The 21,450-nt window shown below is 38.0% G+C and carries 15 protein-coding genes; 1 reads left to right on the top strand and 14 read right to left on the bottom strand.

All coding sequences use genetic code 11. The features are described from left to right. From FTT99_RS04000 to FTT99_RS03935, 14 genes are all read right to left on the bottom strand, one after another. The gene (locus FTT99_RS04000; protein WP_180131909.1) at nucleotides 1–1,299 is read right to left on the bottom strand and encodes an MgtC/SapB family protein; all 1,299 of its coding nucleotides are present in this window, start codon (nucleotides 1,297–1,299) and stop codon (nucleotides 1–3) included. A gap of 269 nt (nucleotides 1,300–1,568) precedes the next feature. After that, nucleotides 1,569–2,456 carry a DMT family transporter gene (locus tag FTT99_RS03995; RefSeq protein WP_180131912.1) on the bottom strand — a complete coding sequence of 296 codons (888 nt, stop codon included), beginning with the start codon at nucleotides 2,454–2,456 and terminating at the stop codon, nucleotides 1,569–1,571. 241 nt (nucleotides 2,457–2,697) lie between these two features. Continuing rightward, complete coding sequence (locus tag FTT99_RS03990; protein WP_180161251.1) at nucleotides 2,698–4,326, bottom strand: long-chain-fatty-acid--CoA ligase; 1,629 nt, start codon at nucleotides 4,324–4,326, stop codon at nucleotides 2,698–2,700. A gap of 400 nt (nucleotides 4,327–4,726) precedes the next feature. Further along, nucleotides 4,727–5,473 carry an OmpA family protein gene (locus tag FTT99_RS03985; RefSeq protein ID WP_257229303.1) on the bottom strand — a complete coding sequence of 249 codons (747 nt, stop codon included), beginning with the start codon at nucleotides 5,471–5,473 and terminating at the stop codon, nucleotides 4,727–4,729. A 20-nt stretch (nucleotides 5,474–5,493) separates the two neighbouring features. Continuing rightward, nucleotides 5,494–6,453, bottom strand: a complete 960-nt coding sequence (gene tagF / locus FTT99_RS03980; RefSeq protein WP_168379476.1) for a type VI secretion system-associated protein TagF — start codon at nucleotides 6,451–6,453, stop codon at nucleotides 5,494–5,496. Between the two features lie 57 nt (nucleotides 6,454–6,510). Then, nucleotides 6,511–10,344: a type VI secretion system membrane subunit TssM gene (tssM, locus tag FTT99_RS03975; protein ID WP_180059869.1), complete on the bottom strand. Its 3,834-nt coding sequence runs from the start codon at nucleotides 10,342–10,344 to the stop codon at nucleotides 6,511–6,513. 28 nt (nucleotides 10,345–10,372) lie between these two features. Further along, nucleotides 10,373–11,818 carry a hypothetical protein gene (locus FTT99_RS03970; protein ID WP_180131920.1) on the bottom strand — a complete coding sequence of 482 codons (1,446 nt, stop codon included), beginning with the start codon at nucleotides 11,816–11,818 and terminating at the stop codon, nucleotides 10,373–10,375. A gap of 2 nt (nucleotides 11,819–11,820) precedes the next feature. Then, a complete protein-coding gene (gene tssG, locus FTT99_RS03965; RefSeq protein ID WP_180005370.1) occupies nucleotides 11,821–12,813 on the bottom strand; it encodes a type VI secretion system baseplate subunit TssG in 993 nt (330 codons plus the stop codon). After that, on the bottom strand, nucleotides 12,777–14,585 hold the full coding sequence (gene tssF / locus FTT99_RS03960; RefSeq protein ID WP_180102273.1) for a type VI secretion system baseplate subunit TssF: 1,809 nt from the start codon (nucleotides 14,583–14,585) through the stop codon (nucleotides 12,777–12,779). The genes tssG and tssF overlap by 37 nt, the downstream gene beginning before the upstream one ends. 15 nt (nucleotides 14,586–14,600) lie before the next feature. Continuing rightward, nucleotides 14,601–15,077 (bottom strand): type VI secretion system baseplate subunit TssE, encoded by a 477-nt coding sequence (gene tssE / locus FTT99_RS03955; RefSeq protein WP_078190770.1) that lies wholly within the window; start codon nucleotides 15,075–15,077, stop codon nucleotides 14,601–14,603. A gap of 70 nt (nucleotides 15,078–15,147) precedes the next feature. Next, a complete protein-coding gene (locus FTT99_RS03950) occupies nucleotides 15,148–15,651 on the bottom strand; it encodes a type VI secretion system tube protein Hcp (RefSeq protein WP_078190771.1) in 504 nt (167 codons plus the stop codon). A 48-nt stretch (nucleotides 15,652–15,699) separates the two neighbouring features. After that, nucleotides 15,700–17,184 carry a type VI secretion system contractile sheath large subunit gene (tssC, locus tag FTT99_RS03945; RefSeq protein ID WP_180050798.1) on the bottom strand — a complete coding sequence of 495 codons (1,485 nt, stop codon included), beginning with the start codon at nucleotides 17,182–17,184 and terminating at the stop codon, nucleotides 15,700–15,702. After that, nucleotides 17,177–17,680, bottom strand: a complete 504-nt coding sequence (gene tssB, locus FTT99_RS03940) for a type VI secretion system contractile sheath small subunit (RefSeq protein WP_078193364.1) — start codon at nucleotides 17,678–17,680, stop codon at nucleotides 17,177–17,179. The genes tssC and tssB overlap by 8 nt, the downstream gene beginning before the upstream one ends. A 15-nt stretch (nucleotides 17,681–17,695) precedes the next feature. Then, nucleotides 17,696–18,391: a hypothetical protein gene (locus FTT99_RS03935; protein WP_111885475.1), complete on the bottom strand. Its 696-nt coding sequence runs from the start codon at nucleotides 18,389–18,391 to the stop codon at nucleotides 17,696–17,698. Nucleotides 18,392–18,764: 373 nt separating this feature from the next. On the opposite strand from FTT99_RS03935, the gene tssH reads away from it, so the two are divergent. Continuing rightward, nucleotides 18,765–21,437, top strand: a complete 2,673-nt coding sequence (gene tssH, locus FTT99_RS03930; RefSeq protein ID WP_180161249.1) for a type VI secretion system ATPase TssH — start codon at nucleotides 18,765–18,767, stop codon at nucleotides 21,435–21,437. The last annotated feature ends 13 nt before the right edge of the window (nucleotides 21,438–21,450 follow it).

Below are 21,450 nucleotides of genomic sequence, written 5' to 3'. Positions count from 1 at the left end.
TTATCTTAAACTGAATAACAAAACCGCGATTAGGCACAGCATATGAAGTAACTGTGTTGGTGCAAAATATAGAAAATATTTCCAGCCACCTGTGAGAAATGCATTCACACATTTTGAAATTGCATGGGCTGATAATCCAATCACCACAGCATAAACCAGTGTCAAATTATCGATATTACCTTGCATCACAACGGTTGCCATAGCTGCATGGACTTCAAAGAGTGATGCTAATAATGTCCCTAAAATTAAGCCTTTATCACCTAAAGCGAGATTTAATCCATAAACAAGTGATTGGATAAAAGTAAGCGTGATGGCAATGATTGCCGCCTGTTTTAAGCTAAACATTCGACTATCGGTATTTTCTAACGGCGCTGGTTCATTCGCTTCTACAAAAAGTTTTTCGGGTTCTGTCTCTTTATTATGCTGAACTTGAGATGAGCCATAAATCAGATATAGCGCAGCAAGGACTAATATCAAGATGCCGACGATACTTGGTATAACTAATATTTTAAACCATGCAAAACTCACCCCAAGGACGATGATCAAGAGTTGAACCAATGTCGCAACACATGAAAAAAGTCCTGCCCCTGCATTACTTTTGGCACTGGCTTTTCCTGCTCGTACTTCCATGCCTAAGCTTGCGATTGTTGCTGTGCTCGACACAAAACCTGATGCCAAGGTCGATAAAATAATGGCTTTATCAGAGGATAATAGCCGCTTGGAAATGTGTGCTAATGACTGCACCACCAAGATCAATATCAGTAATTTTAAAATCACATAGGGATTTAATACTGAACCCCAATAGGCTTGATTCGGCGTTAAAGGTAAGGCAATTAGGATCAATGCCAGTAAAAAGACTCCATCTCTTAACTCATAGTCTTTGATCCAATGCGCTGCAAAATGATGTAAGTCTTTCTTTCCAACTAATATGAGGGTCAGCACCACAGCCAAACACGCAGCCAATGGAATATTAAATACACAAGCAGCGCCGATTAAATAGGTCATAACAAAAGCAAGTTCTGTGGTTGTGCCAATATCTTGTTTTTGCTGGCTTAATCCATAATAGCTATACATACTGACGACAATTGCACCGATTACACCAACAGCTAAATGGATTAAAAAACACAATGCTCCAAACAGCGCGCAAATGGTAAATGAGCGTAAACCAGCAAAACTCTGTTCACTGTCCAAATTGTTGTTACGTTGACGCTCCAAACCGATGAGCAGTCCACAACCTAAAGCCGAAGCTAAAATAGTTAACAATGCTGGGAAGGATAATGTTTGTATGAGTATTTCCAAATTTAAGCCCTCCCATCAATACATTGTTTATATTAGCAATATAAATAAAAAATAATTAAAAAAAATTAACGCTAAAATTCGAAAAATAAATATACAACTTGAACATTTTCAATCATGTTCAAAGTTTAGTCATCCTTTAAATCATAAACAATTCCATAATCAATATCCTAGTGGACATGGAATATTTCTCATATTTTAATTAAAAATATATTCGAAAAACTGACTTAAATTCGGCCTTTATTTGCCTTCATGATTGTTTAAAGCACACATTAAGCCCAAATCACCATAATGGCCGCAATCACCACTAAGGCTAATCCCCAATGATCGGTTCTTGCGAGTTTTTCCTTAAAGAAATATGCAGAGATTAAGAGGCTAAATAAGATTTCGATTTGACCTAAGGTTTTGACAATCGCAACCGTTTGCATACTCATAGCAGTAAACCAGCCCAAAGACGCTAGAAAGCTACAGACACTAACGCGAAAGGTCAGACCGACTCTATCCCACATAGCAATGAGCGTTTTACGGCTAAATAGACTGAGGTACAGCAGCATAATCACACATTGAAAGCCAATTACACTCAACAACACCCACGCCGCACGATGCAAAGTCGGTATATCGCTTAGCTCTAAACTGGCTTCACGAACCAATAAAGAGGTAATTGCAAAACTTAATCCACTCCCTACACCGATGCATAACGTTGGCAAAGATAACTTTTGTCGTTGAGAACCTTTGCTTAAAAGAAAAACGGCTATGCCACCAACCAAAACACCAATCCAACCAAATAAACTTAAATGTTCACTTAAGAAAATCACCCCCACTATGGCCGCAAATATGGCTTCACTTTTCGCTAAACCGACGCCGATGGCATAATTCTTTTGCTTAAAAAGCAAGACCATTAAAATCGTCGCTAAAATTTGACTTAGTCCAGCAATCACCACATAGACCCAAAACATAGGTGTAAATGTGGTCACCTGAGTCACAGGCTGTTGTTGGTACAGCACATATAAATAAATGCAGGCAAATGGGAGCCCAAAAATAAACCGTGCAAGGGTGACACCATACACATCAACAGTGGTACTGAGTTGCTTTTGAAATGCATTGCGCCATGACTGCATAAAAGCAGCCATTAAAGTGAATAAGATCCAAACTGGAAACATAAGAAAGGTGGTTTAACGGTGGATGCCTCTTCAATTTACGCTTTTATTGAATTGAATGCGACCCAACACGGCTAGATTATTCATTGAACTTGGTTATGGATTCGTTGAAAAAAATTTATTTAAAAACCTCATATTAAGCATATGGTATTTATCAAAATTTAAGTTTTTATAAAAAAACGCAAAGGCATGTTACCTTTGCGTTTTGCTCCTTACCAACATTTAGTTAGTGACTTATATTAAGTTAGCTTTCTAGTAATACAGCACCAAATTGCTCACGTAGATCTTTTTTCAGAATTTTACCTGTTCCACTCAATGGAATAGCATCCACGAAAATCACTTTATCTGGCACCTGCCATTTAGCGACTTTATCTGCATAATAATCCAAAATTTCTGTATCAGATAAATCGACATCTGGCTTTTTAATTGCAATCAATACAGGACGCTCATCCCATTTTGGATGGGTTGCTGCAATCACTGCCGCCATTGCAATTTTAGGATGTCCCATAGCTAAATTTTCTAACTCAACAGAAGAAATCCATTCACCGCCAGATTTGATCAAATCTTTTGAACGGTCACTAATTTTTAAGAAACCATCCTCATTCAGGGTTGCAATATCCCCTGTATCAAACCAACCATCTGAGGTTAATGCAGACTCTGTTTTGCCAAAGTAATTGCCAATAATCCAATGCCCTTGGATCTGTAAATTACCCGTCGTTTCGCCATCACGTGCAACTTCGTGTGTACCGTTTTCTTCATCGGTAATACGTAAATCGACCCCAAATGGTGGACGACCTTGTGATAATCGTACTTGTAATTGTTCTTCTTCAGATAATAACAAATGTTTGGCTTTAAACTGGTTTGAAGAACCTAATGGACTGGTTTCGGTCATTCCCCAAGCATGAATCGTTTCACAGTTAAATTGTTCTTTAAACACTTTTAACATCGCAGGAGGACAAGCAGATCCACCCACCACATTACGCACTAAACTTTCAAGCTGACTACCCGCTTGTTGCGCAGCATTAATCAAACCTTGCCAAATTGTTGGAACACCCAATGCTACGGATACTTTATAATCATCAATCATTTGCGTCAGGCTCGCACCATCTAAACCTGGGCCTGGCAGCACTAAAGTACATCCTACCATTGCCGCAGCATACGGCGTACCCCATGCATTGACATGGAACATCGGCACAACAGGCATCATAATATCTCGCGCTGAGATATTTAATGAATCCGGCATACAAATCGCATAACTGTGTAAGACTGTTGAACGATGGCTATACAACACGCCTTTCGGATTGCCTGTGGTACCCGAGGTATAACATAAAGAACTAGCCGATAATTCATCTAATTCTGGCCATGTATAGTCTGCAGATTGCCCCGCGATAAGTTCATCATAAAATTTAACATCTGGCACCGCTTCGACAATCGCTGCATCTGGTGCATCTAAACAAATAAAATGTTCAACAGATTTTAATAAAGGTTTTACTGCTTTGATTAAAGGCAAAAAGGTTTTATCAAATAACATCACGCGGTCTGCGGCATCATTGATGATAAAAATTAATTGTTCTGGAAATAAACGCGGATTAATGGTGTGACAAACATAGCCGCTACCTGAAATAGCGTACCAAGACTCTAAGTGACGATGGTTATTCCAAGCGATCGTCGCAACACGATCTCCTAAATTTAAACCGAGTGAAGCAAGAACATTGGCAAATCGTTTTGAATTTTTATGGACTTCACCCCAAGTGGTTTTCGTAATTGTCGTGTCTGTATTTTTTGAAATGACTAAACTATCCGCATGATAGCGACCCGCATGTTCAATCATGCTACTAATCAAAAGCGGTTTAAACATCATATTACCAAGCATTCTTTGCTCCCACATTCATCCATATTGAGTTGTTGTTTTTCCGCACTGTCCTGCAGATTTTTAAAACTTTGTACCATGTCAAAAGTGATTATTCTTTATCGACAAGGTTGAAAGCAGTAGATATGAAACGCATATCCAAAACTGATTCTTATGTTTTAACCTTAATTGATTTTAGAATCCACTGTTTTATTGCTCAAAATATGAAGGCTTTAGTGATATAAAATGCAAAAATTAATAGCATCATCCCAATTCAAATTATATTTTTAATGTGCATGCACACTGCTGCTTTAAATGATGTATTTTTTAGATATAAAAATAATCTACCGAATCAATTGGCATAAAAAACCCAGTCTAGATACACTGGGTTCATTCGCCGCATTTGCCTTTGTAGTTACAATATTTATAGTACTTCAAACTCAATACGACGGTTTTTCTTACGACCTTCAGGCGTAGCATTGTCTGCTACAGGCTTATTTGAGCCCATCCCTTCAGTACTTAAGTTCGCCGCCGCAATATTCTTTGAAATTAGGTAGTTTTTAACTGCATTAGCACGATCTTGGCTTAAACTTAAGTTTTTCTCAGGATTCCCTGAGCTGTCTGTGTGACCAATAATTCGTATTTTTTTCCCACCGACGCGGTTCAGTGCGACAACCATTTCATCTAAGATCTGTACCCCAGATGGCGCTAAAATAGCACTGCCCGATTCAAATTCAATAATACGATTACGTAAAGCCGCATCAATAATGGCTTGTTCAGCCTGATTGACAGAAAGCTGTGCATTGAAACGAAAAGGTGCTGTGACCAAAGACTGAAACTTGGTGGTCGTGGGTTGGATATCATTTTGATTTGACATCTTGCCACTTAAATCGACTTGCGTTCCGCGTACAGAGAGTTTCCCCTGTTTTACTTTTTTTAGGTCATCATTAATCATTTGGCTTACGCTATTACCCCAACCATTAGGTGCTGTAACCGCTCGAACCTGAATTTTATCAACCACATTTGCCTGACCATAGGTCAAATAGGCTTTATTTAATATTTCTTGCTTGGTTGCTTCATTCGGTACAGCACCTTCAATCACAATAGGCTCTGCCCAAAGCAAAGTCGAACAACCTAAAATGCATACACTCGCAATAAATTTGGGCAACATTGGTAAGATTCTTTGCATCATTATTCTTCTATAAAAGTCTGTCTAAAAAGTTTAATGCCATGAATAAGGCTGATCTGACGCTCACTCAAAGACTGTTCCAAAACGGCTAAGCCTGCATTTTGTTCAAGATAAGGATCAATCCAACTGGCATCGATCAGGGAAACCCAATGATCACTTTGCATATTTTGGGTAAAAACATCATTGAGTGCAGTAATATCAGCACCTTGAAAACCAAATAGTAAAACAGGTGAATCACTGTGTAGGATGCCAATGAGTAACTCAGCATCTTGGTTTTCGACAAAGCGACTAATTAAATTGACCCAAAAAGCCGCAATTTCATAACAGTAACTAATATTATTGATCGGTAAGATCAACACTTTATTCAACCGAGACGTACCCTGATGAATAATCGGTTGTAGCAGCAAACCGAGACCAATCATGCTTTGCGCCAACTGATAAGGCGTAAAATTCAATAAACGTGCAAATGAATGCAACGTATGATGCTCATAAAAAGAAGAGGTTTCTTCTGTCCCGAACACTTGAATTTCGTTATTCAGTTTGCCTAATTTATCGAGCAAAATATCGGGATCGCGAATAGAACGCATCACTCGGTTACGCTGATATAAGTCAATTAAGGTCTGTTTATAACGATATGGTGCATACAAAATATTATCGAAAGGATCATCAATTTCTAGCAAATGAGCCAGCACCATTGGAAATTGACGCTTTGAACTGTCTTCACTGCTAATCAAATTGGCAACCAAAAAACGCTTATCTTTTGGACTGGCAATAAAGAAATCTAATGAAGGTAGTGAGTTATACGCTGCATTAAAATTGTCTGAACGCATAGCGAACTCAAGCGCCTCCGTGATCCACTGATCGATTAACTGAATCAGTGAATATTGTTCACGGCTCTTTAAGAAGTCACCACGAGCTGGACATTTTCCATAATACAGCGGTGTCGTTCTCACTTCATACATCGTCACACTCCTTGTTCTTTTGCACGAATGCCACCGCTCTCATTTTTAAATTCATCATCATGGTGTTGCTGTTCCTTGTACAACACTCATCGGTGAAGTCGCTGGTGGCGCTACAGGCGCTTGTCCTGCAGGCATCGTTTGCGCTGCGACGACACGAACACCTTTATTCGTCACCACTTGATCAACAAGAGTCATACCTGAATAGCCTGAACCTGTAGTTGGGCCAGATGCGTTACCACTAATTAAACGGAAATTCACTTTAACAAACACTTTTGGATTTTGTTTGCTACGCCACACCATTTCAAATGAATTACCATTTTGTGTACGCTGAGCGCCTTCAACCAATCGGTTAATACCATATTCACCCGGCTCATCAAAAATCGTATGCGTTTGACCTTCCAAGTCAATCGCGGTAATACGTGCACCCGGAATTGCCCCTTTATTTGGCCAAACGAAGTTCACCCATTGCTGAACACCGTTTTCATACACCATACGCTGACCATCAATATCGATGGTATATGAAAGCAACTGTGTATTTTCTAATGGGAAGAATTGGAAGTTCGATTGATTGGTTGCCGCAGGTGCTGCTTGACTCAATTCCCCTGTAGCAACGCCATTACTTGGCGCAACATAGCGTTGGAAATTCGCTACAAATTGTGGATTTAAACCAATGCCCAAATCTTTCCATGTTTTCGTGGTTAAGGTATAGCCACGACGAATCACCAGTGGATCTAAATATTCTTTTACAAAGCGAGCGATACTTCCGTTTTCACCAAAAATTTGGCTAATTTCATTACTGGTCGCTTGTAAAGTAGCATTGCTATTAAATGGATATTTAGGTGCAAGATTGGTTGTAAATGGTTGATACGCCTGCATTGCCCACAACTTATTAATTTCGTTTTGAGCAGGGATCAAAAGAACTTCAAATGACTGAGTTACCGGCTGCATAAAGAGTTTTTGAATCAACTGTTGATCTAATTCATTTAGACCCACAGACATTTTTTCATCTACGAATTTTTGTGTGCTATTAAAGACAGAGCTTTGATCATTGATGGTTTGTTTCACCAATGTCATGCTTGCAGGTCCCATATCACCGCCACTCTTTAAGTCATTGAACTTACTACGCACTTGACTCAAAGACAGCATGTATTCATCTAAAATAGATTTGTTTTGCTGATCATCACGCTTACGAACCAATTGATAGAACACATCAAATTCTTTTGCAATAACACCTTGACCGGCTTTAGAAGCAACTTGCTGTGCCTGCTGCGCATCATCACGGCTGAGGACTTTACGTTTAAACCACGCAATAAAGCCTTTCTGAGGTGCAGCCAGTTCTGCTTGAACAATTGGATTATCCCAACTGGTTTCTTTCGCAATACGGTCCACCACTTTACGAATTGGCGAATTCTCAGGTTCACCTAAAATATCGATAAAACGTGACTGCTGAGCAACATCTGCACCTTTTCCATAATGCACAGCATTTAAAAATTTACGCCATTCAGCGATATATTCCTGCTTATAAAGTTCGGTTAACTGTTTACTGATCTGATCTGGACTACCACTAAACGTCAGGTCATCAGAGCGATTGGTATTGAGTACCCAATCTTGGGTATCTGTCGGATTATTCGCAGCTTGGTTAATCGCATCTTTTACATAATCATTCCATGCTTGGTAAGTAAAAATACCCGGCAAGGCATAACTACCTAACATGCTGTTTTGGCCTGTTTCACCTAAAATTTGCTTCACAGTTACTGCAGGGAAACGTACCGAACCACGCATTTTAATTTCATTATAAACGCGGTCACGTGCAGGAATACCCATAGTAACAGCCGTCAATAATTGACGTGTTTGATCAACCAATAAAGGATCAGATTCCATTTGCGGGAACGCAGGATCAGCAGCTAAAGTCATCGCATAAGATAAAACTTGTTCAGCTTTTTGAATCATTTCCCCACGTGGCATTTGACCGCGATTTGAATCTAACCATGAACGCCAGAAACGAGTAACTTGGTCACTCAAATGGCTCGATTCCATATATTTGTGATTGCTCATCATCAAATAAGCCTTCAGTGCATTATATGCATCCTGAGGGTTAGTATCTGATGGTTCTAAATAGGGCTGATTTGATTTCACAGCTTGAGTGATTTGCACATTGACGTGATTTTCTTTCAACGTCGCTTCATTGGCTTTAACGCGTTGTAAGTACTGCGCCATATTTTGCTGAGATGGTGCCAATACAATTTGTTGAATACCACGTAAATACTCAACTTTAAGTTTTTCACGGATTTTATTCCCTTGGTATAAACCAAAGCTGTATTTCAAAGGACGATCTTCATCAAAGTGATCGAGCTGCTGTAAATGCCCTTGTAATATCAGCAATGCATCCAATTGAGTCGAAAGCTCACTTCCGCTACGGCTTTCCATTTGCACAACTTTGTCTAAGTCAGCTTGAACTTCCGCCACGAGTTGTTGGTTATTACGATACGACCAAACCCATAACCCAAGCACCACAGCAACCAATAACAATGCAGCAATAAATGCCATAAAGCGCTGACGTTTACGTGCAGGATTGATATGTTGTTTAACTAGATTTTTATCTTTTAAAATGACGGTTGAAAAGAGTCCTTTTAAGAAATAACCATGGTCTTGCGAAACAGAATTCGTAGGAATGCCAAACTCACTATCCGTACTTTTCACCAAATGAAAATCTTCAGCGATTTGCTCGGTCATTGGACTTTCAATTACACCTTCTTGTAACGCACTGGTGAAATAGAACCCACGGAAAACTGGTTTAAACTGATAAGGGTTGTCTTGAAACAACGTACCAATAAAAGTTTTTAACACAGGCTTTAAGCTTTTAAACTCAAGTGGAAATGTCATTACACTTGGAGAAATATTTTGCGAATGACGACGACTCAAGTGCGTAGTACTGACGCTCTTCAAGCCATCGTATAAAATTGAATAATGCTTTTCGAACATCTCAACGGCATGCTCAGATGAGTCTGGATCATAAGGCAGTGTTGCACCCCAAACTTGATCAAATTCATCCTTATCATAACAATCAAAAAATTCAGTAAAGCCGGCAATCAAATCCATTTTTGAAAAAACGATATAGACTGGCGCAAAAATTTCTAAACGTTCCGTCAAATCCTGTATACGTGCGCGTAAGTTTTTGGCTAATTTGATTGATTTTTCAGGACTTTGACTAACAAGCTCCGCCACAGAAACAATCACGATTAAACCGTTAATTGGTGCTTTAGAACGGTTTTTCTTGAGAATATTTAAGAAACCTAACCATTCTGAATGGTCTTCGGCATAAACAGAATATCGACCTGCGGTATCGAGTAATACACCATCTGTAGAGAAAAACCAATCGCAGTTACGTGTCCCACTTAAACCTGCAGACACCATTTTCTGATGAGTTTCTTCAAATGGAAATCTAAGTCCAGAATTATAAATCGCCGAACTTTTACCCGCTGCTGGGTTACCAATCACCATGTACCAAGGTAATTCATATAGGGCTGCATTACCCTTTTTGTCGCCGAGTTTTGATTTACGGATAAGTTGAATCGAGTCTTTCATTTGCTGATTGATCAGCGCAAGTTCTTCTTTATTCTTTTGTTTACCGTATTCAGCTTCATTATCTTTGGCAATCGCCTCAGCAAGCTCTTCGCCTTGCTGTTTATGACGATAATGCTGCACTAATTCATAAATACCCCACAGAATTAATCCGAGAATATAAACAGCAACCACAATGTAAAAAGTCTTTTGCGGAATCGAATTATGCATGGCAACAATAGCCACAAAAAATGACAAAGCCACCATCGCTTTAGGATTGGTGACGTACTGCCAAACATAACCGAGGATCGTATAAAATAGTGTGTTCACAATGTTCTCAATTTCGTCTTAATTCTAATTAAACAGTTTCTTGTTCAAGTTCATCTTCTACTGAAAATGCTTGAATAAAAGCAAATGTCGATTCTTGGTCTGTGCTATAAATCATGGCAGTTAACTCTTCTGGCAAGTGCATACCCAACATGAATCCAAAAATTTTTGCCAATTGCTGGGTATTTCCAAGATTCTGTTTTGTATATAAAAAATGATAGGTTTCAATCGCGGTTTCATTAAATTTATGCTGTAATTTTTTCACCACTTTCATATCCGTTGCATCATCTAACATCAATAAAAAGGGTTGTTCTTGATCATACTGATCTAAATTATTCAGTGCTTTAAGCTCTAAATTACGTTTCAACTCAGGCTCATGTGCCACCACTTGTAGCACTTTATTTGGAGTTAAACCTCGAACTTGAACGTCTGAAGCAGCCAAACACCAACTCGATGCAAACTCTGCAGCAATGTATTTTTCTTGTAACCACATTTTTTCATCAATCCATTCTTGGTCGATTTCAGAGTCAGCATTGAGAATCAAACTGACTTCAAACTTTTGTTTTGAAATCATTTCTAAAATGCTTAACCATTCTGAATAAGCGACTTGAGTGCCGATAAAATGTGGCTCGATATGAATTTGTTCGGGAATGATCGAAAATCCGTCAGATAGATACTGCTGAATAATTTGAGCATAATCATCATTCCATTGATGAATCAAATTATCAGCAAGCAAAATATGGACATTTAAACGATTTAAACGTGAAACTTGCTGTGCATTGTTCGCCAAATGTTCTGGATGTTCATCTTGCGTATAATCTGGATCCACCCAACCCGGATGCATACGGTACTGATATGCCAATTCACTATCATAAAAGAGTGCTGATTGCTTCAGATGCTCAGCAATTAAAAATAGACTTTCAACGTGTTGCTCTAGTTGTTGCTGAATAAGTGACTGGATTCGTTTTTCACGCATGGTGATGGCACTATATTCATCATCTGCTTCTTCACTAGTAAGTTCATCTAAATCTTTGATTCGAAATGAAAGAACAGGCAAACCGTATGCATTGAATAATTTATCATCGAGTTCAGGACTTTTGAATTGTTGAATATCTTGGATAATTTGTTCGTTTTCACCAAAACTATGCCAAGCCGCTGAAGAATAAACATTTAAACGAAATTGCTGTACATCGACAGGCTTTGGTTTTGCTTGTTCAATGGCCTCAAGTTGTTGTTGCTCAGCTTGTTCTTCTGCACGTTTTTCAGCTTCAAGTTTTTTTTCTTTTTGATGTTGAATGCCCTTATAAATTAAATAAGGCGACAAAATAATTGCACATAAAGCGACAGGAAGAATTAGAAAATAGGTGACCAGATCAAAAGCTGTCGGGTCATAGCCTGTATCTCGCCAGTAAAAAATCACGAAAGCAGTACACAAAACAAAAAGCGTACTAAAGGTTCCAATTATTAATTTCAGCATTATTATAAATTCCCCATTAAGGCATAACAGGTTTCTGTATTATCGACCTGTTTATTCGGCTGTAAAAATGCTCCCTGAGCTAAACCAATTCCGCTCAAAGAATTTAAACACACCGGTTTTATTTCTTCTTTTTGTAAAATTAAGCGCACATCCACCATTAATGTTGGACTGCACCAAGTTTGAATCATTTGTTTTAATTTTAGGCTGCGTGCCTGATTCGGTAAAAATGTTAAATAATCTTCATGATTTAAAGGTCCAATCACGATTTCAATTTTTTCGTCAATCTGTTGAATCTTCTCACCACAAAAAGTATTCAGCCCCAATAAGCTCGGCTGAGATCCACCTAAACATGTTCTCTGATCTTCTTCAAATACAAAAGTTTCAGGGATAAATTCTCGAATATCAAATTTCTGCTTAAAGATACAATTCAGCATGGTTTTTAATGCATAAGCTGTATTGTTTTGCCCCTGCATTAAACCTGAGAATTCAGCAAAATAATCATCTAAATCTGGCTGATCATGCTGGCTACGGATATAACCATTTAATGCATGTAAAATATCAAGATAGTGATTATCCTGCTCGATTTCATAACGAATAGGTAAATGATAATTTAAACTGGCATCAACATAATGTGCTGTTAATTTATGATTAAACAGCCCTAAAAACTTTTGTGTTTCGTGTCGCTGATGTCGCCCGCTGAGCTTAATCTTATTGGTATAGCTATAAGGTAATGCACCTTGAATACCCGTTAAACCCACCATTAAATTTGTCAGTTCAACTTTCTCATCGTTGAACTCTAAACTTTCAATTTCAGTGTTCGGGAAGTTCAAATTAAGTGAACTATTAAACTCAAAGTCATTGGCCCAATGGACTTGAGCTGCTCCATAAGGTGCATGTCTTAACAAACGAGTAGCTTGAACAAACTCGTAGGCTTTCGGTTCTTGGAAAAGTCCGTCAATTACAGAGCTTTCTTGCCACCAACGTTCTGCACGCATTGGTATAACTCCTGTTGACTATTTGCATCAAAAACCGAGACATCGACAAAGCTGTTCATATTGACTTTTAAATTAAAGATATGGGCTAGCAATTGACTAAATATATACAGGCTATGCCCTCTAAATATATCCGCATCGATATCGAGCTGTACTTTTAAACCTCTGACAAATAATGGAAACGGTTTACTATCTACAAGTTTCTGTGTGGTAGAAAACTGAATATTTTTTATGGAGTCGATAATAATTTGGTTTTCTTTTGATTTAGGTAAATTATACAATTCCAAAAGTTCTTTAATATGAGAGACCGCATCGCCTTTCATTAAAGACATATTATTCAAAGATAAATGTGAAATGACCCGCCACTGTTCTTGTTTATTTTGCTCAAAATAATACGGTAACGACGGTCGTTTGAGCATCAGAGCACGACGTGCCAAATTACTATCATTCAGAGTTAATGCATTTTGATCTTTATTATAACTTTCGTAAGGTAACTCACGATTACTACATAGTAGTTCAGTACTAATAAAATCGGACTGAGTGCTATGTGGGTCTAAAGCACGAGATATGATTGAATAGTTTAATTCCTGATGTTTATTCTTCATCTGCTGCGGATTTAAACTATAAAAAAACTGGACTTTATCCTGATGATAATGACTCATTGCAAAAAAAGGCAGTACCGGATAATACACTTCATCTTGGTTACTTTTTTCACGCACCATATTCATTTTTAAAATGCTATAGGCTTGAAAATATTCAGGATGGTGTGCATCTGTCACCAATGGATATTCCATTCGCTTATGATTAATCTTTTGCGGCTCTGCTTGTTTATTGAAAAGATTAACAATTGGTGTAGCAAACAATTTAAAATTTGCAGCATTTAATTCAGAATAATTTCGAATCGCTGCTTGATCATTTAAATTGAGTTTAAAGTGCATTTGAACATCAAATTCACTATGTTCTAAACTTAAAAACTTAATGAAATCTAGATTTAGATTTAAAAAATTGAATTTTTCAGGAACACAAAAATATTCCATCAATAAACGATATGCATGATGCGTATGTTGATCGATAGGTAGAACACTTTGAACTTCATCAAAGCCCATAATTTCAAATGGATTGGCAATATCAAAAATGTGCTGCCCTACACGAATCGAAAAACTTGTAGTGGATTTAAAAATACTATCCAAAACCTGCAAAGGAAAATTAGAAATAGCGTCTAAAAAGATCGGCAAAGTTTCATTTTTGAGTAAAGCGTGCTTATTCGAAAAAATTTCAAATCCTAAGCTCAATGTGGCATTTTGATTTAAATGCATATGTGCCGATGGATGAGTTTTGAAATTGAGCTGTTTTAATTGAATCGGTAATAATGTGACTTCTTGTACCGTCTGATATTCACATTGAACACCGCGCGTACTTTTGGCTTTTAGACTGGTCGCCTTTGGAATAACGTGTCGATCTGTTAATTGCTTAATTTTATTTATATCTTCGAAGCTCACCACAGAACATGCAGGAAATGGTTTTAAATATTGAGGAAACATCACCTCAAAAATTGATCGGGTAAAAACGTCATAACTATCTGCAAGTTTTTTATCAATCCGTGCAGAAATTAAAGAAAAGGCTTGAATTAAACGCTCAATATGCGGGTCATCTATTTGTTCTTGGTTTAAAGACAAACGCTGGGCGATTTTGGGGTATTTACTGGCAAACTCACGGGACTGTTGTCCAAATTCCTGTAGTTGTTTTTCGTAATACGGTAACAGCTCTTCAATCACAGATAACCCACTTCATTAAGCTCTTGGAGAAATAACATATTGTTGTGTTGTTGGTTTTAATAAGGCATCAAAAATAACTGGTTCGTATAAAGGATGAATATTTAAATATGCCTGAATACTTAAACATAGTGCCCCCATATTATGGCCATCCATGAGCATTTCGACTCGAATCTGCTTTAAACGCGGTTCATGTGCAGCAATCGATTGTTCAATTGACTGACAAATTTTGTCACGATCCGATGGATTTGCTGTCGATAAGCCCACAAAATCGATAATGCCAAACTGCAAAATAGACTTTTTTGCTAATGGAAAGTCATCAATCAGTTCATCTAACTTTGCCACCCGACTATTGAGGAGATCCTCTAAATCGGAAGCAACAGATTCACGAAGTTCTTGCAAAGACAGACCTTGAGTCTGCTGAGCATCTGCTGGTAATAAGCGGTCAAATAAAGTCGTTCTAAAACCATAAGGATAAAGCTGATCGAGATTCATATCTTCTTATAAATATTTAAAAAAATGAAAATAGAGGCTACCCAAGTAAGCCTCTATCTGAATCCATCTATTACGCTGCGTATGAAGCAGTGTTGTTAGATAATGACCACTTCTTAGTAACAGCACCTTTCGCAGTACCGTTAATATCTTGTTGGTTATATGTCCACTCTACTGCAGCATATTTCAAACCAAATGATTCGTGTGGAACACCTTCATCATTTACAGTTGGTGTCACGCTAGAAACCAACACATGTTTCAGTTTGATTTGAAGATATTTAATGCGTTTGTCGCCATTCGCACGGTAAAAATCAATTTGAACTTCATCAAATGTATAACCTGCTGAACATGCTTCCCAAAGTTTAGGGCTTGTCGCATCTAAATCTTTAACAAAAACCATGTCAGAATGTTCTACACGTTCTGCGGTGTGACCACCCACACTTGAAGAAGTCGCAGATTTAGGTTGACGGATGTTATGCGTCCAAGAGTTAACTTCTAACCAACTCTTGTGCTCTGCATCACGAGATTCGCCGTCTACTTTGTACTTACCACGAAATTGAATGTATATATCTTTCATTGTTCTGAATACCTATTTATTTAAAGTTATTATAGTGTTGACCCAAAATTAATTTGAGGACTGAGGTAACTCGGTCACAAGTCGTAATGAAACTGACAACTCATCCAACTGGAAATGTGGTCTTAAGAAAACCACAGATTTGTAGTGACCAGGCAAAGCTGGATTTTCTACAACTTTTACAGAAGCTTCACGCAATGGATACTGAGCTTTAGCTTCTTGAGATGCACCATCATCGAGTAATACATATTGCGATAACCATTCATTTAAGAAGGTCTCAACATTACCCGCTGATGCAAAACTACCCACTTTGTCACGCATCATTGCTTTTAAATAATGTGCAATACGTGAAACTGCCATGATGTATTGGATCTGGCTAGACAATGCAGAGTTGGCATTTGCTGTATCGCTATCATATTTTTTAGGTTTTTGCGTCGATTGCGCACCAAAAAATGCTGCATAATCCGTATTTTTGCAGTGTACCAACGGAATAAAACCAAGATCACTCAGTTCTTTTTCACGACGGTCAGTAATGGCAATTTCAGTTGGGCATTTAAAGACCACTTCGCCATCATTGGTTTTGAACGTATGGACAGGCAAGCCTTCAACTAAACCACCACCTTCTACACCACGAATCGCAGCACACCAACCATGCATATCAAAAGCATTGGTTAGACGTGTACCAAAGGCATAAGCCGCGTTCATCCATAAATATTCATTGTGGTTTTCGCCGGAAACTTCTTCAACGAAGTTAAAGCCTTCAGTGGCAATACCTTCTTTTGGATCATATGGCAAACGACCCAATACACGTGGCATTGTCAATGCAACATATCGTGCATCATCACTTTCACGGAATGAACGCCATTGTACATATTCAGCGGTTTCAAAGATTTTAGAAACATCGCGTGGACGATCAATATCAGTAAAAGATTCTAGACCCAACATATTTGGGCTTGCAGCCGAAATGAACGGTGCGTGTGCAGCCGCCGCGACATGTGAAATTTGCTCAAGCAAATACATATCAGATGGTGTACGGTCAAACTCAAAGTCACCAATCAATGTTGCATAAGGCGCACCACCGAATGATCCATATTCTTCTTCATAGATTTTTTTGAACAACGTGCTTTGGTCAAAATCGGTCGCACCTTGGAAATCTTTAATCAATTCTTTTTTCGTCGTATTTAACATACGAATTTTTGTTAAAGAATTTGAAGGTGTTTCTTGGCAGAAATAATACAAACCACGCCATGTCGATTCAATTTTTTGAAATTCAGCATGGTGCATGATTTTACTTAACTGAGATGAAATCAACGCATCAATTTCAGCAATACGCTTATCAATTGATAAAGTCATATTGTCTGAAACGGTGATGGTACCTGCCATCACTTCTTTAGCAAGTTCACCAATCAAACTTTTTGCACGATCATGTTCTTGATCTGTACGCGCGATACGACTTTGTTCGACAATTGAATCTAAAAGTGAATATTCTTCGGTTGCTTCAACGTTTGCAGCAGTAGCAGTATTATAATTACTCATTTTCTGCCTCCACGCTCAACTTACGAATTTGATCAGTGTTATGTAACACTTCATCCAATAAATCTTCTAAGCGTTCATTATTTGAAATTTTATTACGCAAGTCAGACAGACGCTCGCGCGCAGCAACTAACTTTTGTAGTGGATCAACCTGTTGTACAACTTGCTCAGGAGTAAAATCGGCCATGCTCTTAAATGTAAGATCTACCGACATTTTTCCACCATCTTCAGTCAAGGTATTTTCAACTTGAAAATTAGCACGTGGCGCTAAAGACTCCATGACTTCATCAATATTATCTAAATCAACATTAATGAATTTCTTGTCTTTTAATTTGGTTTTCTCGACTTCAGATGCCGCTGAGAAATCACCCAACACCCCTACAACGAATGGTAATTCTTTAATTTCTTTACCGTCGCCAACTTCAACATCGTAAGTCAATTGAACACGAGGAGGACGAATTCGTTGAAGTTTTTTCTGTACACTTTCACGTTTTGCCATGAGTGCTTTTCCTTGTTATTTATTTTTTAATGTATCGAAAGGTGAACCACTGGCAGCAGGTTTTTTCGCTGTAGTCTGCGTTTTTGCTGTCGTGGTAGTTTTCTTTTTGCTTGCTGCTGTAGTCGTTTGTTTAGACTTGGTAGACGCTGTATTGGTTCGTTTTTTAGCTGGTGTTGTCTGTTTAGATTTCACATTGCTCGAAGATTCTGTACTTTTTTCACGAACATCTGCTGCAGCAGACGTAGATTTATCAATCGTCGGCTGAATATAACGAATATTATCCGACAACACTTTGGCAGGAGAATAGGTCTGTTCATCTAGAGTACGATTTTCATTACTCCGCATATGATTCAGCGCATTATAAGAAATAGCGATACCTGCTAAAAAAGTAACATCAGTAAGTTCAGGCGACTGATAGTTCTTTTCTCGCAGCAGATTGACCGCTTGCAATGCTTTTAAATTGTAACCATTAGCTTGATATTTTTTGGCAATATCTACAAAAATTTCATTTTTTAAGTTCTCATTTTTCTTATTTTTTTTGTCACATAACTGATTATAAAAACCAATAATCTCTGGATCTGTATCACCTACTGCCAGTGGATAATCCTTTAAACAGGATTTTTTCACAGATGCCGCTTTATCTTTTGCAAAAACGGTTTGTGTTAAACTGGCTGCTAAAATTATAGGTAATAAAACACTAAATTTATTCAAAATTGCCTCTGTATTTCTACGTGCTAAAACTTAATTTATGTGGAGAAATCACCACTTATTTTCCCGCGGGTTTTCTCTTCATTTATCAAAATTAAAAATATGCTGCAGATTTAACAAAAAATAAGCACATAGAGTCAATACAAAAATGTGCCAAATACTCCAAAGTTTGTTGACTATTTGTTTTTTTTTGTTTCATTTTATAAAAAAATCTTTTTCCTTTTTTTATTTAGTCTGTATTATATCGCCTAAAGCAAGACACTAATAATATATAAGGTGTTGATTTTAAAGTTTTTATTTTTATAGCAAGAAAAAAGAGATCACAGTCAAACTTGTAAAATTTTGTACTGTGGATTCTAAATTTGATGAGTTATTTATGAATAATTTAAAAGTTTTAATTACTAAACTTTCACCTCACGCCCGCATTTCACTCGAAAAGTCAGCCAATACATGTATTTCACAGCAAAATTATGAAATCGAAATTGAACATTTTTTACTCGAATTATTAACCTATAACAATAAAAATGACCTTCAAATACTCTTAGAAAAATACAAAGTTTCTGCAGATGGTTTGGCAGATGACCTCAAAGAAAGTATTGCTCAACTTCCAAAAGGAAATACGCGCACTCCTATTTTTGCCCAATCCATTGTGCGCTTACTTGAACAAGCTTGGTTATTAGCATCTGCTGAACAAAATCCACAAATTCGTAGTGGTCATTTACTTGTTGCGCTCCTTACCGCGCCAGATTTATACCAAATTGCAGCAAGAGCTTCTTCTCTTTTCGATTTATTACCTATAGATACGATTAAACATAAATTTTTAGATCTTTGCCTAAAGAGCATTGAAAATGAAGATTTAGCAACTGCATCACCAGATGAAAAATCAGCAGCACAAACGAATGCAACTACGCCAGTTAAAACACCAGCTCTAGACCAATACACCATTAATCTTACTGAAAAAGCTAAAAATGGTGGCATTGACCCTGTGATTGGTCGTGAGTTTGAAATCCGCTTAATGCTCGATATTTTGATGCGTCGTCGTCAAAACAATCCGATTTTAACGGGTGAGCCTGGTGTTGGTAAAACGGCCGTTGTTGAAGGTCTTGCATTAAAAATTGCAACCAACCAAGTTCCAGATGCTTTAAAAAATGTCAGCATTCATACTTTAGATATGGGCTTACTACAAGCGGGTGCCAGTGTTAAAGGTGAATTCGAAAATCGCTTAAAACAAGTCATTCATGAAGTTCAAGCCTCTGCACATCCAATCATTTTATTTATTGATGAAGCACACACGTTGATTGGTGCGGGTGGTCAAGCAGGTCAAAATGATGCAGCAAACCTGTTAAAACCGGCGCTTGCACGTGGTGAGTTAAGAACCATTGCCGCAACTACATGGGCTGAATATAAGCAGTATTTTGAAAAAGATGCCGCATTAAGCCGACGCTTCCAAGTAATTCAGGTTGAAGAACCGACTGAAGAAGTCGCAATCGATATGCTGCGTGCCATGATTCCAGTGATGGCAAAACATTTCAATTTACAAATTGACGATGAAGCTATCGTTACTGCAGTCCATGCTTCGCACCGTTATATCACTGGCCGTCAATTACCTGATAAAGCGATTAGTGTCTTAGATACAGCTTCTGCGCGTGTTGCGTTAACGCAAAATGCACAACCTGTAAAATTGGATCAACTTCAAGCTCAATTACATAATTTGAAGCTTGAATTGGCGATTCTTGAAAATGAACATAAGAATATTCCGATTCACCACGAACGCATTGAAAGTGTAAAAACACAATTATCCGCGCTTGAACAAGAGATTCAGTCAACAGAAACGCAGTGGAAAAAAGAACTCGAAATCATTCAACAGATTAAAACGCTTGAACAAGAGTCCGAGCAAAAACCAGAAAATATTGAAACTTTAAGCAATATTCGTAACCAACTGGCAACGTTACAAGGTCAAACGCCGCTGGTTTTTGAACGTGTAAATGCTCAAATTATTAATGAAATCATTTCAGACTGGACCGGCATCCCTGTTGGTAAAATGGTGAATGATGAAATTCAGCAAATTTTGAAGCTTGAAGCACAGTTAGAACAACGTGTGATGGGTCAAGATTATGCACTGCATCAACTGGTACAAGGCATTAAAACCTCCAAGGCAAAATTGGAAGATCCAAATAAACCTCAAGGCGTTTTCATGCTGGTTGGCCCAAGTGGTGTGGGTAAAACCGAAACTGCACTTGCGTTAGCAAACGAGTTATATGGTGGTGAGTCTCATTTAATCACCATTAACATGTCTGAGTATCAAGAAGCACATACCGTCTCGTCTTTAAAAGGTGCTCCTCCAGGTTATGTCGGTTATGGCCAAGGTGGCGTACTGACAGAAGCAGTTCGCCGAAATCCATATAGTGTGGTTTTGCTCGATGAGATTGAAAAAGCACACAGCGATGTTCAAGAGCTATTCTACCAAGTATTCGATAAAGGTACTTTGGAAGATGGTGAAGGTCGTGTCATTGACTTTAAAAATACCACGATCTTATTGACTTCAAATGCAGGTTCAAGTGCCATTATGCAGGCTTGTTTAAATCAGCCAGTAGAAGAATGGCCGTCAGCAGAAGAACTTCTAGATGTATTAAAACCAGCTTTATATAAACAATTTAAGCCGGCATTTTTAGGTCGTATGCGTATCGTGCCGTATTTCCCATTGCACGATGATCTGCTCGTACGCATTATTCAGCATAAATTAGGCAAAATCACCGCGCGTATTGAAAAACAATATGGTACGCAAACACGCTATACCGATGATTTAGTCGAATTATTATTAAGTCGCTGTACTGAGGTCGATAGTGGTGCGCGTAATGTCGACAACATTTTAAATGCGACGGTCTTACCTGCTTTAGCCACTGAATTGTTGATGGCGATGAGTGAACAAAAGATTCCATCAGTCATTGAAATCGATGTCAAAGACGATGAAATTATTTATGTTTTAGATCCTAAAAGTAAACCTGCGAAAAAACGCAGCAGCAAAAAGACTAAAACCTTAGAAGCATAAGTTAGGAACGATG

This window comes from Acinetobacter sp. YH12040, assembly GCF_013420005.1.
Taxonomy (GTDB): Bacteria; Pseudomonadota; Gammaproteobacteria; order Pseudomonadales; family Moraxellaceae; genus Acinetobacter; species Acinetobacter amyesii.
This window is presented reverse-complemented; position numbering and strand designations above follow the sequence as displayed.